The organism is Nostoc sp. DedQUE12b, from assembly GCF_034530835.1.
In the GTDB taxonomy this organism is placed as follows: Bacteria; Cyanobacteriota; Cyanobacteriia; order Cyanobacteriales; family Nostocaceae; genus Nostoc.
The window spans coordinates 36,926-51,165 of the sequence record NZ_JAVRCI010000037.1 but is presented as its reverse complement, the minus strand read 5'-3'; the positions used below and the strand labels follow the sequence as shown (position 1 = coordinate 51,165).

Sequence of the window (14,240 nt, the reverse complement as noted above, 5' to 3'; positions counted from 1 at the left end):
ATTAATGTGAATGGGTGGTTTATTTACACCGTATTCTACTATTTTAATCTATGAACTTTTTTGCTATCAAATGTAATCTATCAAAAGGTATATAAAAAATTAAAAATCATTGAGCTAATCAATCTGCCTATTGACTATATGCTTTACTAAACAAAAGCAGATTAATTATTTCAGCCAAAAGGTATATATGAGTTTTAAGGACTGTAAGGTAATCACTGACAAAAATCTCAAAATCGATCTTTCTTTTTGACACAAGTCAGTTAATAGTGCCCACCCTACAAAATAGCTAGATAGCTAAATAAAATTTATCTTTTCAATCGTATAAAAGCTGCACCAATTAATAATCCCACAAATTGCCCTAAGAAGACAACACCCGATTGATTTACGCCAACAGGAGGAATATTTAAACTCCCAATACCATAAAAAAATTGTTGCACAAACCACCAAAATATATAGAAAAAGGCTGGCAATTGGATAGGGATATACAAGATTATAAGCGGCAAAACGGTGTCAATTTTAGCTTTAGGAAACTTCATAATATATGCTCCTAAAATAGCTGCGATCGCACCATTTGCCCCAATCAATGGAACTGTCAAACTCGGTTCAACCAGAATTTGTATTACCCCTGCGATCGCACCAGCAGCCAGATAAAATCCTAGATAGCGTCCGTGTCCTAGAAGATTTTCTACAGTTTTCCCAAAAACCCATAAAAATAGTAAATTTCCTAATATTTGACTAAAACTGCCGTGCAGAAATATGCCAAAAAATAGGGTAAATACCCGCCAGATGACAACTATCCAAGCAGCAGAGTTGAAAAAGAGAGCATTATTAACTGCTCCACTAATCTGCGCTGGGATCACACCCCAAGTATTGACAAAATGGCCTAATTGACCGCTAAACTCTAGTTTAAGTTCCCATAAAAATACAGCCAGGTTAATGCCAATCAACCAGTAATTAATAATTGGTTTGTTTCGACACCGAATATTATCACTAATAGGAATCATATAGATTTGTCAGTAGTCATTAGTCATTGGTCATTAGTTTTCTTCCCCTGCCTCCTCTGCCTCCTCTGTCTCCCTTACCCCTCACTCCTGCTTAACGTGTGGCAAGATTGAAATCAGATCGCATCGCACTTAACTAGGCAAACAAGATGCTAGGAAACACACTTGTAGGAAGATACCAAATTATTAGTAACTTGGGAGGTGGGGGTTTTGGTGAAACTTTTGTGGCTTGTGATACACAATTACCCGGTTCACCTCTATGTGTTGTTAAGAAACTCAAACCCCAGGCAAGCGATCCAGTAACTTTGGAAACAGCTAGGCGTTTATTTGATACGGAAGCACAAGTTCTGTATAAATTAGGAACTCACGATCGCATTCCCCAACTTTTAGCTTATTTTGAGGAAAATGCTGAATTCTATCTTGTACAGGAATTGATCGAAGGTCATGACCTGAGTCAAGAATTAACATCAGGTAAAACCCTAAGTCAAGAAGAAGTCATTTCACTTTTACAAGAACTTTTAGCAATCTTAGAATTTGTCCATCAACAGAATGTAATTCATCGTGATGTCAATCCCCACAATATCCTCAGACGCCAACCAGATGGCAAATTAATTTTAATTGATTTTGGTGCAGTGAAACAAATTACAACTCAAGTTATTACTCCCCAAGGTCAAACTTTAGCAACAGTAGCTATCGGTACGCCTGGATATATTCCTGGCGAACAAGCTCATGGTACGCCAAAATTAAGCAGTGATATCTATGCTACGGGAATAATTGCTATTCAAGCTTTGACTGGATTATCACCAGAGGAAATAGTAAAAGATGCTGATACTAATGAAATTATCTGGCACGATAAAGCTACAGTAACACCAGAATTTGCTCAATTCTTAGATAAAATGGTGTGCTACGACTTTCGGCAACGCTATCCTTCGGCAACGGTGGCATTACAAGCGCTGAAAGAGTTAAGACAACCACCTGTTCAGACAATCGCGCTAACTCCTCCTTCTCCACCAAAAAATATCAACAAACCTGAACCAAAAAAAGGTATTTTAGGTAAAATTTTACTAACAATATTTTTCTTTACTGTTGGCACAGTAGCATCAATATTTATTTGGAATTACATTAATTCAAATAATGCTATAGAATTATCTAAACAAGGAAATACATTTTTTGATTTACAACGCTATCAAGACGCGCTAGAAGTATATGAAAAAGCCGTTAATCTCAGACCAGATTATGCTCAAGCTTGGAATGGTCAAGGCAAAACACTAAATAAATTAAGAAAATATAAAGACGCATTAGTGGCGTATGACAAAGCAATTCAAATTCAGCCAGATTATTTAGATGCTTGGATTGGACGTGGTACTGTATTGGGAAATTTACAGCGATATCAAGAAGCGATCGCCTCTTTTGATAAAGCCTTAGAATTAAAGAATGACAACTCAGAAGTCTGGAATGCTAGGGGTGAAGCTTTCAGCAATTTAAACCAATATGACCAGGCAATTAAGTCTTATGAAAAGGCAATTGAACTCAAACCAGACAATTACGAAGCTTGGTATAAAAAAGGATTAGCTTTGCAGAATTCTAGGCAATATGAAGAAGCGATCGCAGCCTATCAAAAAGTCGTTGATTTAAAACCAGATTACGAGCAAGCCTGGTATAATTTGGGCAATGCATTAGTCAATTTAAAACGCTATCAAGATGCATTTGCAGCTTATGATAAATCGGTACAATATCAGCCAGATTATTACCAAGCTTGGTTATCTAGAGGTAATATACTGCTGAATTTACAGCGTTATCCAGAAGCGATTGAATCTTTTAATCAAGTAATTAAATACAACCCCAGAAGCTATCAAGCATGGTATAATTTGGGATGGTCGCTGCATCAAAACCAACGCTATGAAGAAGCAATAAAAGCTTATAGTAAAGCGGCGACAATTAAGCAAAATAACTATCAACTCTGGTATAATTTAGGAAATTCACAATACATATTGCAGAAATACGAAGATGCGATCGCGTCTTATAATAAGGCAGTTCGTTCTAAACCAGACCATTCCGAAAGCTGGTATAGTAGAGGCAATGCTCTATTAAATTTAAAACGGTTTCAAGATGCGATCGCTTCTTATGATAGAGCAATAAAATACAAGCCTAATTACCAACAAGCAATAGACGGCCGCAATCAAGCCAAAATTCAACTGCAAGGCGAAAAAGCACAACCTGTACCTGTAATTGTACCAACTCTTCCATTTCCTAATTCCACCAATCCACCGCAGACGACACCCTAAACTGAACCTGGGTTTTCATCAAGGGAGATATCTTATAGGAGTTAAAAAGAATGGAGAGACGTAGCAGTGCTACATCTCTCCAAGGATGATGGATAACGCATATTTAATTTCACCAGATGTTTAATCAATCCTGCGACTAGGTAACTTAGTCCCGCATCTCTGACAAAACCCAGCATTTACATCATGGAAAGCTAAACCACAACCCGAACAAACTATTTCTACCTGATTAGCAGTTTTCACTACTTGCTTAATTAAATCCCCCACTTGCCAAGGAATCAATGCAATTCCGGTAAAAATCATCAATACTGTTAGCAAGCGTCCTAATTCCGAAATTGGAATAACATCGCCAAATCCTACAGTTGTCATTGTGACAACAGAGAAGTAGAATGCATCCAAAAATGTACCGTAATTTTCAGGATTAACCGGATGCTCGACTTGATAAATTAAGCCAGAATAAATAAAAACAATTGCAAATAATGTAAATAATATTCGCGCAAAAATCATCCCATCTTCATTGCTGATACTAGTGAATAAAAACTTTTTATCTATAAATCTAATTAATCGTAAAATCCGAAACCATCGTAATAGACGGATAAAGCTAATATCCACCATACCTAGAAAAAATGGCAGAATCGCCATTAAGTCAATAATCGAATAAAAGCTAAAAATATACTTAATTTTATTTTCCGCACTCCACAGGCGAAGCAAATATTCCACAGCAAAGATGATAACGATCGCAGTATCAGCTACATTTAACTGAAACCGCATATAATCAGGAATATTATATGTCTCTGCCACAAAAATTCCTGATGATATTAGCACCAAAGAGGCAAGGGTTAAATTAATTGCTTTACCTATTGGTGTTTCTAGGTCTTCTAAGTAAAATTCTGTTTCTTGTCTGCTCAGTAACATATTCGACCATTAAAACATCTTAATTCCCAGTTATAACATTAGAAATACGATATTATTAACCATTATCCTTATGTTAACCTCAGCTTATATGAACTCAGAATCTTTTATGCGTTTAGCATTGGCAGAAGCAAAAAAAGGCGATGCACCCTATGGTGCAGTGATTGTTAAAGATAACGAAGTCGTTGCCGTAGCTCATAATACTGTAAAGAGAGACAACGATCCATCAGCCCATGCAGAAATCAATGCTATTCGTAGTTTAACAGCTAAACTGAAAAACCCCTCTTTAGAAGGTTATAGCATATATACAACTGGCGAACCTTGTCCGATGTGTGCAACTACTTGTGTTTGGAGTGGTTTATCAGAGATTGTATATGGTGCTTCAATTCAAGATTTAATTACTGTAAATCAATCACAAATTAGTATATCTTGCGAAGAGGTAATCGCTAAATCATTTCGGAAAATAAAAGTCACAAAAGACGTTTTAAAAAATGAATGTTTGGAATTATTTAAATAAACTATAAAAAACTTATTTTTAGGTATAATCTTTTCAAAGTAACTCGAAGAATCTTGTTCTTTATCTTTAGTCTACGGACACTTTACTCCATTTGAAAAATATTCTTAAGCAAGTGTCATACTCTGTATTTTTGCGGTTTAAAACTAGTTTGCCTAGTCAATATTTTTTGACTTTTGTCAAGGCGTAACTCCTAAAATATTTGTATATATTCCATAGTTTTCTGGGTCATAGCAGCAAAAAATTATTCTTTGTGGATGACCATTCTTTTGTAGCTGTTCATCGCATATTTTCACTGCCACCTCAGCCGCTAAAGCTTTAGGATATTTATAAATGCCAGTACTAATACAAGGAAATGCCAAACTATTAAACTCTTTATCTGCGGCAATTTGCATACATTTATAATAACACTGAGCCAGAAGTTCGGATTCTCCGTGATTACCTCCTCGCCATACTGGGCCTACCGTATGAATAATGAAGCTTGCAGGTAAGCGATATCCTTTGGTTAGTTTAGCATCGCCAATCTCACATCCCCCAAGCGATCTACACTCATCAATTAAACCCGACCCAGATGCCTTGTGTATCGCTCCATCTACGCCACTACCCCCAAGCAAACTAGTATTTGCAGCATTGACAATGGCATCAACTTTTAACTTTGTGATATCACCCAAAATCACTTCCATAAAACAATTAAGCCCAATTAAGACTAATCTATACACTACAAGTTTAGTATATAGTTGTCTACTATACAGTTTTAGCTTTAAGCTTAATGATCGCTCATCACATTAAGCAGAGCGGTCGCCTGCTTTTTTGTAATTTATTCAATTATTTATTGTCTACTTTATTAATATGTAAATTATGATTTTTTCATTTATACAAGTAGTTGAGCAAAGAATTACGAATTATTTAACTTGGCTCATTCAAATACGATAAATATGTATTTGCCCAAATCGCCGCTTGAGTGCGATCGCGCAAATTTAATCTGTTTAAAATATTTGTAACATGATTTTTCACCGTTCCCTCAGAAATGTAGAGTCCGTGAGCAATTTCTCGGTTACTAGCGCCTGTAGCAATTAATCGCAAAACCTCTTTTTCTCTAGGAGTAAGTTCAGCTAAACTAGATGGTACAGGCGATGAATGAGTTGGTGCAACAGGAGAAAATTGAGTCAACAGCTTTTTAACTATACCTGGGCCTAATTGCGTATATCCTTTATGAACGGCGCGAATAGCAACAGCTAATTCTTCTGATGGTGTATCTTTCAATAAATAACCCATAGCCCCATTCTTTAAAGCTGCTGATACATATTCATCATCATCAAAAGTCGTTAATACTAAAATTTTAGTTTTGGCAAAACGTTTCTGAATCTCCTTCGTGGCTGCAACTCCATCCATAATCGGCATTCTGATATCTAGCAATATTACATCTGGCTGAAATTCTGCAACAAAATTAATTGCTTGTTCACCGTTTTCTGCTTCTCCAACTATTTCTAAATCTGGTTCTAGTTCCAATAACGCTCTTAATCCTTGACGAATTAAACTTTGGTCATCTACCAGCAATACTTTAATCATTATATTAACCATGTTAATGGAATATTAACTGTAATTTTGCAACCCGAGCCAAGAGCGCTATTAATATTAAACTGACCTCCAAGTGCTAAAGTGCGATCGCGCATACTATGAAGTCCAAAACCAGTAGTATTTTGCCCTACGTCAAAACCTTTACCATTATCCTGAATTATCAATTGTAAATTGCCTTTAGTCGTAGTAAGTTCCAATTTTACCTCTGTGGCATAGGCATATTTAGATATATTAGTTAAAGATTCTTGAGTAATCCGGTAAATAGCAGTATTTATTTCAGGTGGCAGAGAATATTCCAGATTGATTTGATAAGTTGGTAATATCCCATTAAAACGATAAAAGTTTTCTGAAAGACTAGCGATCGCATCTTCTAAAGATTGTTCTTGTAGGGGATTAGAACGCATAGTAGAAACAGATTGACGAACATCTTTTAGCGCCTTTGAACCTAATTCTTTTGCAGTTGCGAGAAATGTTTCAGCCTTACCTGGATTAGATTGCCATAGTTTTAAAGCAGTTTCTAATTGCAAATTTAAAGCAGTCAGAGAGTGTCCTAATGAATCATGAATTTCACGAGCAATGCGGTTACGTTCTTCTAAGGTAGCTTGATTTTCGATTTGCATCGCATATTGACGGAGTTTGTCGTTAGCAAGAGCTAGCTTTTCTCGGCTTTGCCGTTCAGACAAAACTGCATTCATCATCAACAACACAAAAACCAAACTTAAGCCAAATACTAGCGACGAATTCAAAATCAAAAATCGATATCGCTCTTGTGCCTGCGGCGATGCTTGAAAATTGAATAACTGATATTTTAGTTGTGTAGTAACTAAAAACAAAGCAAATGACAAACTTGTAACGAATAAGCGCCCATTTAACTGAAAAATCAGACAACTACGAGTTACTAAAATTATATAGAGAAAAGGAAAAAGCCGAGAAAATCTTTCCCCAAAAAGTCCAACAATTAAAATCAATAAAAATTCAATAACTGTATATATTATCTTATTTGTCTGGTTCTTTCTGGGTAATTTTAAGCCCATTGCCGCAAAAATAATCAGACTATAAATTGATAGCTCTGGCAATATGCTACAAACTGACAAGTCTGGAAATGCACCACAAATTGATAGCTCTAGAGGCTTGGGACGAAATCGCCGTAACGGAGGTGGTATAACAGCTGTCAATGCGGTGATTGCTAGTAATGTCCACTCTAGATAAAGCAAAGATGGAAAAGGATGTTTTTTAATTTCAATTGGACGACTCATTAGCCGCATTGCTCCAGTTATAAGTTATAAGTTAGGAATTAGAAGTTAATAATTCCGAAGATGTAAGCAGATGCTTGAAACGCTTCATTTTTTTGCTAAGTGAAAAATCAAAAGTAAATTCCCAGAGCAAAAGCGTTAGATAATAAACTAAATAATGACTTATAAAATCATCATAATCAAAATTTTCACAACTTCTAACTCCTAACTTCTAACTCTTAACTATCTATTGTCAATCATGACTAAAGTCATGGGTATAACCATGACTTTCTCCTCATGTAACTGCTGAAGATAAGTTCTTATGATGGTGGCATCCAACCAGGAAAAACCCACCAGACCATGAAACTCAAAGCATTATCGCTAGTTGCTGGAGCGATCGCCTTAACTTTAACTGCAACCTCCTTTGCTGTTCACGCTCAAACAGCCTCTCCTTCACCCCTGTTACTTGCACAAACTCCACAAAAAGAAAAAGGCCCTTGGAAAGAGTTGGGTCTAACAGATGCCCAAAAAGCCCAAATTCAGACGATTCGCCGCGATAGCCGCACCAAATTTGAAGCAGTTTTGACCCCAGAACAAAAAGCAAAATTAGAGGCAGCGAAACAAGCACGTCGGGCTGAGTGGCAAGCGCGTAAGGCTCAGGGGCAAACAGGTCAAGGTCAACGGCAACCTGGTCAACGTCGAGGAAAAGGTGGTTTTGCTGACTTAAATCTGACTGAAGCACAAAAAACCCAAATGCGACAAATCCGTGAGTCTGAGAAACAACAGATTCAAGCAGTCTTAACCCCGGAACAGCGTCAAAAATTAGAGCAATTCCGTCAAAATGCTCCTTCACGCCGTCAACAAAGCAATCCTCAATAATAATTAATCATCTTTCAAAAAATAATAACTAACTTGATGCTGGGACTAGGACTGTTGCGAGTTATCCATAAAAACCTAAATTCTCGACAACAATTTACCTGGGACAGACTTTGGCAAGCATACCAACGCGGTTGTCACTCTCGCTTTGACCCAGATACTTGGCAACCAGAGTTACTTTGGCACTTACCCTTGACTGATGTCCAGGTATTGTTTTCCATAGTCAAAAATTAACAGACTTCTTGCAGAAGATGCGGAAAGGGGAAAAACTTTATCCCCTTTCCCTTTCCCTATTTTGAGTGCTGAGTTTTGAGTGCTGAGTTTTGAGTGATGAGTGCTGAGTTTTGAGTGGAGAATCTCATTTCTTTACTCAGCACGGGCTAAACCCTAGCTATCCACTAACGAAAGTATTTTGCCCGATGCCCAATTTAGTAGACTTTCAAGCTAGTTTTGAGTTATGAGTTAATTCAAAACTCCTAGCTTGATTAAGATGTCCAAAGAATTCGCAATTGGTAGTAAAGTCCGTGTTGTGGCGCTACCAGCCTACGTCAAAACTGCTGAACCTATGCCCATGTTACGCCCTCCCAATGTAATTCATATTGGTGAAGAAGGTATAGTCATTGACCGCAGACCCGGTGGATATTGGGGGATTCGCTTTGCTAGGGGGGTCTTTCTCCTAGATAGTCAATATATCGAAAGTACAGATACCCCTGCTGAATCTCACTTAGAATAAGATTTCTCGCAACCAAGAATTGTAAACTTGTGTAAAGTTGTGATTCTGGTTTACACCATGATTTCCCGCCGCACTTTTTTAAGCATATTATTTGCCAGCTGTATTTCTATCATCAGCTGGCTGAATTTTACCCCTGCTGCTGATGCTATGGGTGGTAAACTTCCGGCAATTAATCAACCCGCGCCTGAGTTTACTTTACCAACCAATACAGGTGATGGCAAAATTTCCCTCTCTGACTTGCGCGGTAAATGGCTAGTCCTATACTTTTATCCTAAAGACTTCACCTCTGGTTGTACTATAGAGGCTCGTCGTTTTCAGCAAGACTTACCCCAATACCTTGAAAAAAACGCTCAGATTATTGGCGTTAGTGCTGATGACATTGATTCTCACGCCAAGTTTTGTGATTCAGAGGGACTAAAATTCCCCCTGTTGGCTGACACTGATGGTTCAGTAAGTAAAGCTTATGGTTCGTGGCTTGGCTATTTATCTATGCGCCACAGTTTTATCATCGACCCTCAAGGCGTCTTGCGCGAGACTTTTGTCAAAGTCAACCCAACTATTCACAGTTCAGAAGTGCTGGCACGACTAGAAAAATTACAGTCCACAGCTTCTTAAACTTGAATTAATCAACAAGGGGCTTAAGCCCCTTATTTTAACTCACAATAAACCCATATTTTTTGAGTACAGTTTTGGCTTCACTGCCAGATAGAAACTGGACAAATTCTTTGGCAGCATAAGTATTTTTACTGCTTTTAATTATTGCTACCGGATAGACAATCGGCGAGTGAAATTTATCATCAGCAGCAACTGCGACTTTTACTTTATTGGAAATTTTGGCATCAGTGGCATAAACTAAACCTGCTTCGGCGTTACCACTTTCTACTGCTGCTAAAACTTGACGCACATTGTTAGCAAAAACCAATTTCGACTTGAGGCGATCGTAAAGTTTCAATTTCTTCAAGACTTGCTCGCCATATTGACCGGCGGGTACGCTTCTGGGTTCACCGATCGCAATTTTTTTAATCTTATTATCTGTTAAATTGTGGAAGCTATTGATGCCGACAACATCCTGAGCCACTATCAAGACTAGACGGTTATTTGCTAGGTTAGTACGGCTACCTGGTAGCAATAGTCCTTTTTGTTCCAAAGCATCGACTTGCTTTTTGCCAGCAGAAATAAAGATATCCGCTGGCGCACCTTGCTCAATCTGTTGCTGCAATGCACCAGAAGCTCCAAAGTTATAATTAATATTGATATTTGATTTACTTTGTTGGTACAAAGGCTTAATTTCTTCTAGTGCCTCTTTTAAGCTGGCGGCTGCGGACACAAGTATGCTGGTGTTCGATGCTATTACAGGAGAAGGAACTAACGGTAAACCAATTGCTAGCAGCAAGCCAGCGATCGCTATACCCAAAAAGCCAAAAATTTGTCTTCTTTTCATAGAAAAGGGGTTTGAAGGGTTTTTTACATAAAATTGACGCTAGGTAAAATAGTATCAAAATACCAACTTATAACCAACTATATCGGTAAAACTATGCTAGAAAAACTTTAGTAGGTAAACTGAGCTACGAACAGCGCAGCCCTTGTTTACCACTCTGTAGTTTATGAAAGTGCTGATACTGCTTCTAACTTCTCAGCTTTGTTCTTCAATACGGTCGGTAGTTCGCTGTTGAACGCCTCACCTTCAACTACTTGCGATCGGAAACCATCAGGCCCAACTGGAACATCGCCCGTGATGGTAGTGCGATACAGGACGCGCTCGACTTCCAGATGATCCAAGTCTTGAGGAGCCAAATGGGAAGTGGCACGGTTGTCCCAGAACGCAATGTCACCGTTATTCCAGCGGAAGCGGGTGGTGTAGGCGGGCTTGGTAATCTGGTTGAAGAACAACTCAAGCAGCAGGTCGCTCTCTTGTCGTGATACGTCGATTATGTGCGAGGTGAAGCCAGGGTTGACGTACAATGCGCGTTCACCAGTCTCAGGATGAACCCTTACCACTGGATGGATTGAAACCAGGGGATTAGCTGCGATGCGCTGGGCAATCTTGCTATTGCTGGGCAAATTCAAACGCGCATTGAAGCGATGTTCGGCCTTTAATGTGTCTGCCAACGCCCGTAAGGGTGCTGACAGGCCCTCGTAGGCTGCAACTAAATTTGTCCATTGTGTGTCACCACCGAAGCTAGGGACATTAACCGCACGCAAAATTGATGCCGCAGGTGGGTTGACAACTGCTGTGACATCGGTGTGCCAACGGCTCTCGTAGCTGGAACGACGCAGACCATTGCGCCGCTCGTAACGGCTACGGTCAATGGGCAGGATTTCTGAGAAGCCTTCAATCGGCTCATCTTCGTGGGGATGTGCGTAAGTGACTTCGCCGAAACGAGCCGTGAATGCAATCTGTGCCGCATGATCGATGTTTTGACCGCGAAAGAATACGACTTTCCACTTCAATAGCGCTTGACGAATTTCTTTGACTGCATCATCGTGCAAAGGACGCGACAAGTCTACGCCGCTGATTTCGGCACCGATGAAACCTGCTACCTGTTTGACTTCAATGTGTTTGTTGCTCATGTCAATTCTCCATAGTTTGATCGATAAGACGGTAGGGTGTTTGCACTCGTCCGTTTACTTGAGATATGTTGCTTGCGTTTAATTGCTACATACCAAAATATCATACTATAAGTCGATAGATTTACAGTAGTATACGAACACTGTATTTTAGGCTGCTGGAACAATGGTCGATTTAGCCCAGGCAAAGGCAAATGAAGAGTACTGAGTTGAAAGACCACCTACAAGGGGCGGGGCAAATATTCAAATATATAAGTACTGAGTAATTTAGAGGTACTCAGCACTGAGTTTTGTAAAAACTCGGAACACAGATATTAAGAAGCTTCCCACCTCCAGTGACAAGCAAGTTACGTAATTAAATGGGTACAGAGCAAGCAATAAATTTTCGCTGCGAATGCTTTTTTTGGAACTTATGCCGACTTACTTAGCATCTTTGTACTGTTTGCTACTCATAAATATATTTATAGTACTTTAATATAAACTTTATGAGAACTTTTTATTTTTAACACAAGTATTTTATTTATTGATGAACTTATACTGTAGGATTACTAAGAAACAATTGTGTTTCCTACAACTATAGTGTTGCAAAATCTGCAAAATAATATTTAATATTTGTTTGTTCTTTAGACAGAGAAAATTTTTAAGTAAAATATAGAAAATTTCATTTTAGTGAAGAAGGAAATAATATCTTATATTTAATTTGTAAGTTGGATAAATTCTAATTTTAGCCAACTTTTTTGTTCAGAAATACTAAACTGATTTTTTTTATTATCAACAAGTTAATAAAAAATGATAATTTGCCTTTTAACCAAGATTGATTAAGGCTTTGAGGAAAATGAAAACTACATGAAAAAGCAATTCTCACAGAAATGGACTATTTCTAAATATTGGTTACGTTCTTTAATCACCATCCTGCTAGTAATAGGTGTATTTTTTCGCTTTGTCAACATTGACAAAAAACTTTATTGGGGTGATGAAGTTTTTTCATCATTACGCATATCTGGCTATACCCAGTCAGAGATGAGGAAGCAATTAAGTAACGGCCGTTTGCTCGGCATAGAAGATTTACATAAATACCAGTATCCTAATCCTGAAAAAAATGCAATTGCTACAATTAAAGGGGTTATTGTAGAAGACTCGCAGATTTTGCCACTATACATTTTAATTACCCAGTTTTGGGTAAAGTGCTTTGGTGATTCTGTAGCAGCGATTAGAAGTTTTTCAGCATTTATTAGTCTGCTCGCCTTTCCTTGTCTTTATTGGCTATGTCAAGAATTATTTGAGTCTTCATTAGTAGGGTGGATAGCTATTGGGTTGATAGCCGTTTCACCTATTCATATCGTGTACGCACAAGAAGCGCGAGCGTACAGTTTATCGATAGTCGCCATCTTAATATCGAGCGTAGCACTGCTGCGAGCCATGCGCCTGAAAACAAATGTTAGTTGGTGTATTTATGCAGCAACATTATCAATAGGGTTTTATACTCATCTATTTTTTACCTTGGTTGCTTTTGCACAAGGAATTTATGTACTTGCGATCGAACGCTTCCGATTGAGTAAAACATCAATTTATTACCTGCTATCATCGCTTGTGGGTTTTATAAGTTTTGTACCTTGGATTTGGATTATTATTACCAACCCTCAGCCAGAAGCAGTAACTTGGACGAATATTAAACAAACAGTATTTATGTCATTTGCAAGGTGGGCTGGTATCTTTAGTCGTGCGTTTATTGATTTAGGTATTAGTCCTAACGAACCCGGAAAATTTAAGTTTGTCTTGATTCCTTTTATTTTAATTCTTTTAGCTTTAATCAGTTACTCAATTTATGTTGTGTGTCGAAGAACCTCTAAAAAAGTTTGGTTATTTGTCTTAACCTTGATTGGATCTGTAGGGCTTCCCCTACTGATAACAGATTTCGTTTTTTTCAAGCGATATGCTACTAGTCGATATACACTTCCTTCCGTTTTAGGGATACAGTTAGCTGTTGCTTACCTATTTACTACTAAAATTACGTCGATTTCTATTAAAGCTTGGCAAAAAAAGTTTTGGTCAATTGTAGCGTTTATGGTAATTATGGGCGAAGTTGTATCTTGTCTAGTTCACTCTCAATCGCAGATTTGGTGGAACCAATTCCCTGAAAAATACCAAGAATATCCTAAAATGGCTCACATTATTAATCAAGGTAAGCAACCGCTTTTAATTAGTGATGAGGATAACATCATTCCACCACTACAAGTACTTAGTAACTTAATCGATCCAAAAGTGCAATTTCAAATTGTAGGAAAAAATCAGTTACCAGAAATTACTAATGGCTTTAGTGACATATTTTTATTCTTGTTCGAGCCGTCTGATTTCTTAAAAGCTGGAATTGAAAAAGTTTATAATTCAAAGTTACAGCAGGTAAGCACTTTTCTGTGGAAAATAACAAAAGCTAATTAAACCAAGGATAGGGGCATATCTAGCAGTTGGGAGACTGCAAGGTGAAAACTAAAAGCAGACGGTTGGCATTTGAATACTGCTCATAGGTTAAAAATTAATATCAAT

General features: G+C 37.9%; 14 protein-coding genes. 7 read left to right on the top strand and 7 right to left on the bottom strand.

All coding sequences use genetic code 11. The features are described from left to right. Positions 1 to 305 precede the first annotated feature (305 nt). Entirely contained in the window at positions 306 to 1,004 is a 699-nt protein-coding gene (locus RMY16_RS18715; protein WP_322737672.1) for a rhomboid family intramembrane serine protease, read from the bottom strand. 146 nt (positions 1,005 to 1,150) lie between these two features. Here RMY16_RS18715 and RMY16_RS18710 point away from each other — a divergent pair, with 146 nt between their 5' ends. Continuing rightward, on the top strand, positions 1,151 to 3,286 hold the full coding sequence (locus RMY16_RS18710; protein WP_322737671.1) for a tetratricopeptide repeat protein: 2,136 nt from the start codon (positions 1,151 to 1,153) through the stop codon (positions 3,284 to 3,286). Positions 3,287 to 3,406: 120 nt separating this feature from the next. Here the strand turns inward: RMY16_RS18710 and RMY16_RS18705 are convergent, their stop codons facing one another. Then, a complete protein-coding gene (locus RMY16_RS18705; protein WP_322737670.1) occupies positions 3,407 to 4,198 on the bottom strand; it encodes an ion transporter in 792 nt (263 codons plus the stop codon). 88 nt (positions 4,199 to 4,286) lie between these two features. On the opposite strand from RMY16_RS18705, the gene RMY16_RS18700 reads away from it, so the two are divergent. Further along, entirely contained in the window at positions 4,287 to 4,712 is a 426-nt protein-coding gene (locus tag RMY16_RS18700; protein ID WP_322737686.1) for a nucleoside deaminase, read from the top strand. A gap of 176 nt (positions 4,713 to 4,888) precedes the next feature. On the opposite strand, the gene RMY16_RS18695 is transcribed toward RMY16_RS18700, so the two are convergent. The 3 genes from RMY16_RS18695 to RMY16_RS18685 form a co-directional block, all read right to left on the bottom strand. Then, positions 4,889 to 5,392, bottom strand: coding sequence for an O-acetyl-ADP-ribose deacetylase (locus RMY16_RS18695; protein WP_322737669.1), 504 nt, complete (start codon positions 5,390 to 5,392; stop codon positions 4,889 to 4,891). A 223-nt stretch (positions 5,393 to 5,615) separates the two neighbouring features. Continuing rightward, positions 5,616 to 6,278, bottom strand: coding sequence for a response regulator transcription factor (locus tag RMY16_RS18690; protein ID WP_322737668.1), 663 nt, complete (start codon positions 6,276 to 6,278; stop codon positions 5,616 to 5,618). After that, a complete protein-coding gene (locus RMY16_RS18685) occupies positions 6,278 to 7,543 on the bottom strand; it encodes a sensor histidine kinase (protein ID WP_322737667.1) in 1,266 nt (421 codons plus the stop codon). Before RMY16_RS18685 ends, RMY16_RS18690 begins: the two co-directional genes overlap by 1 nt. A 336-nt stretch (positions 7,544 to 7,879) precedes the next feature. Between RMY16_RS18685 and RMY16_RS18680 the strand changes: the two genes are divergently transcribed. From RMY16_RS18680 to RMY16_RS18665, 4 genes are all read left to right on the top strand, one after another. Next, positions 7,880 to 8,398 (top strand): P pilus assembly/Cpx signaling pathway, periplasmic inhibitor/zinc-resistance associated protein, encoded by a 519-nt coding sequence (locus RMY16_RS18680; RefSeq protein ID WP_322737666.1) that lies wholly within the window; start codon positions 7,880 to 7,882, stop codon positions 8,396 to 8,398. Between the two features lie 33 nt (positions 8,399 to 8,431). Then, entirely contained in the window at positions 8,432 to 8,629 is a 198-nt protein-coding gene (locus RMY16_RS18675; RefSeq protein ID WP_322737665.1) for a hypothetical protein, read from the top strand. 256 nt (positions 8,630 to 8,885) lie between these two features. Continuing rightward, the gene (gene sipA, locus RMY16_RS18670) at positions 8,886 to 9,128 is read left to right on the top strand and encodes a regulatory protein SipA (RefSeq protein ID WP_289797541.1); all 243 of its coding nucleotides are present in this window, start codon (positions 8,886 to 8,888) and stop codon (positions 9,126 to 9,128) included. A 57-nt stretch (positions 9,129 to 9,185) separates the two neighbouring features. Continuing rightward, complete coding sequence (locus RMY16_RS18665) at positions 9,186 to 9,743, top strand: peroxiredoxin (protein WP_322665051.1); 558 nt, start codon at positions 9,186 to 9,188, stop codon at positions 9,741 to 9,743. 37 nt (positions 9,744 to 9,780) lie between these two features. Here RMY16_RS18665 and modA read toward each other — a convergent pair whose 3' ends face one another. Beyond that, complete coding sequence (gene modA, locus RMY16_RS18660; protein WP_322737664.1) at positions 9,781 to 10,569, bottom strand: molybdate ABC transporter substrate-binding protein; 789 nt, start codon at positions 10,567 to 10,569, stop codon at positions 9,781 to 9,783. Between the two features lie 161 nt (positions 10,570 to 10,730). Beyond that, entirely contained in the window at positions 10,731 to 11,699 is a 969-nt protein-coding gene (locus tag RMY16_RS18655) for a TauD/TfdA dioxygenase family protein (RefSeq protein WP_322737663.1), read from the bottom strand. Between the two features lie 843 nt (positions 11,700 to 12,542). Between RMY16_RS18655 and RMY16_RS18650 the strand changes: the two genes are divergently transcribed. Further along, the gene (locus RMY16_RS18650; protein WP_322737662.1) at positions 12,543 to 14,135 is read left to right on the top strand and encodes a glycosyltransferase family 39 protein; all 1,593 of its coding nucleotides are present in this window, start codon (positions 12,543 to 12,545) and stop codon (positions 14,133 to 14,135) included. Positions 14,136 to 14,240: the final 105 nt, after the last annotated feature.

Coding starts and splice junctions, on each gene's coding strand:
- RMY16_RS18715 (WP_322737672.1), bottom strand. CDS start 1,004: ATGATTCCTATTAGTGATAATATTCGGTGTCGAAACAAACCAATTATT.
- RMY16_RS18710 (WP_322737671.1), top strand. CDS start 1,151: ATGCTAGGAAACACACTTGTAGGAAGATACCAAATTATTAGTAACTTG.
- RMY16_RS18705 (WP_322737670.1), bottom strand. CDS start 4,198: ATGTTACTGAGCAGACAAGAAACAGAATTTTACTTAGAAGACCTAGAA.
- RMY16_RS18700 (WP_322737686.1), top strand. CDS start 4,287: ATGAACTCAGAATCTTTTATGCGTTTAGCATTGGCAGAAGCAAAAAAA.
- RMY16_RS18695 (WP_322737669.1), bottom strand. CDS start 5,392: ATGGAAGTGATTTTGGGTGATATCACAAAGTTAAAAGTTGATGCCATT.
- RMY16_RS18690 (WP_322737668.1), bottom strand. CDS start 6,278: ATGATTAAAGTATTGCTGGTAGATGACCAAAGTTTAATTCGTCAAGGA.
- RMY16_RS18685 (WP_322737667.1), bottom strand. CDS start 7,543: ATGAGTCGTCCAATTGAAATTAAAAAACATCCTTTTCCATCTTTGCTT.
- RMY16_RS18680 (WP_322737666.1), top strand. CDS start 7,880: ATGAAACTCAAAGCATTATCGCTAGTTGCTGGAGCGATCGCCTTAACT.
- sipA (WP_289797541.1), top strand. CDS start 8,886: ATGTCCAAAGAATTCGCAATTGGTAGTAAAGTCCGTGTTGTGGCGCTA.
- RMY16_RS18665 (WP_322665051.1), top strand. CDS start 9,186: ATGATTTCCCGCCGCACTTTTTTAAGCATATTATTTGCCAGCTGTATT.
- modA (WP_322737664.1), bottom strand. CDS start 10,569: ATGAAAAGAAGACAAATTTTTGGCTTTTTGGGTATAGCGATCGCTGGC.
- RMY16_RS18655 (WP_322737663.1), bottom strand. CDS start 11,699: ATGAGCAACAAACACATTGAAGTCAAACAGGTAGCAGGTTTCATCGGT.
- RMY16_RS18650 (WP_322737662.1), top strand. CDS start 12,543: ATGAAAAAGCAATTCTCACAGAAATGGACTATTTCTAAATATTGGTTA.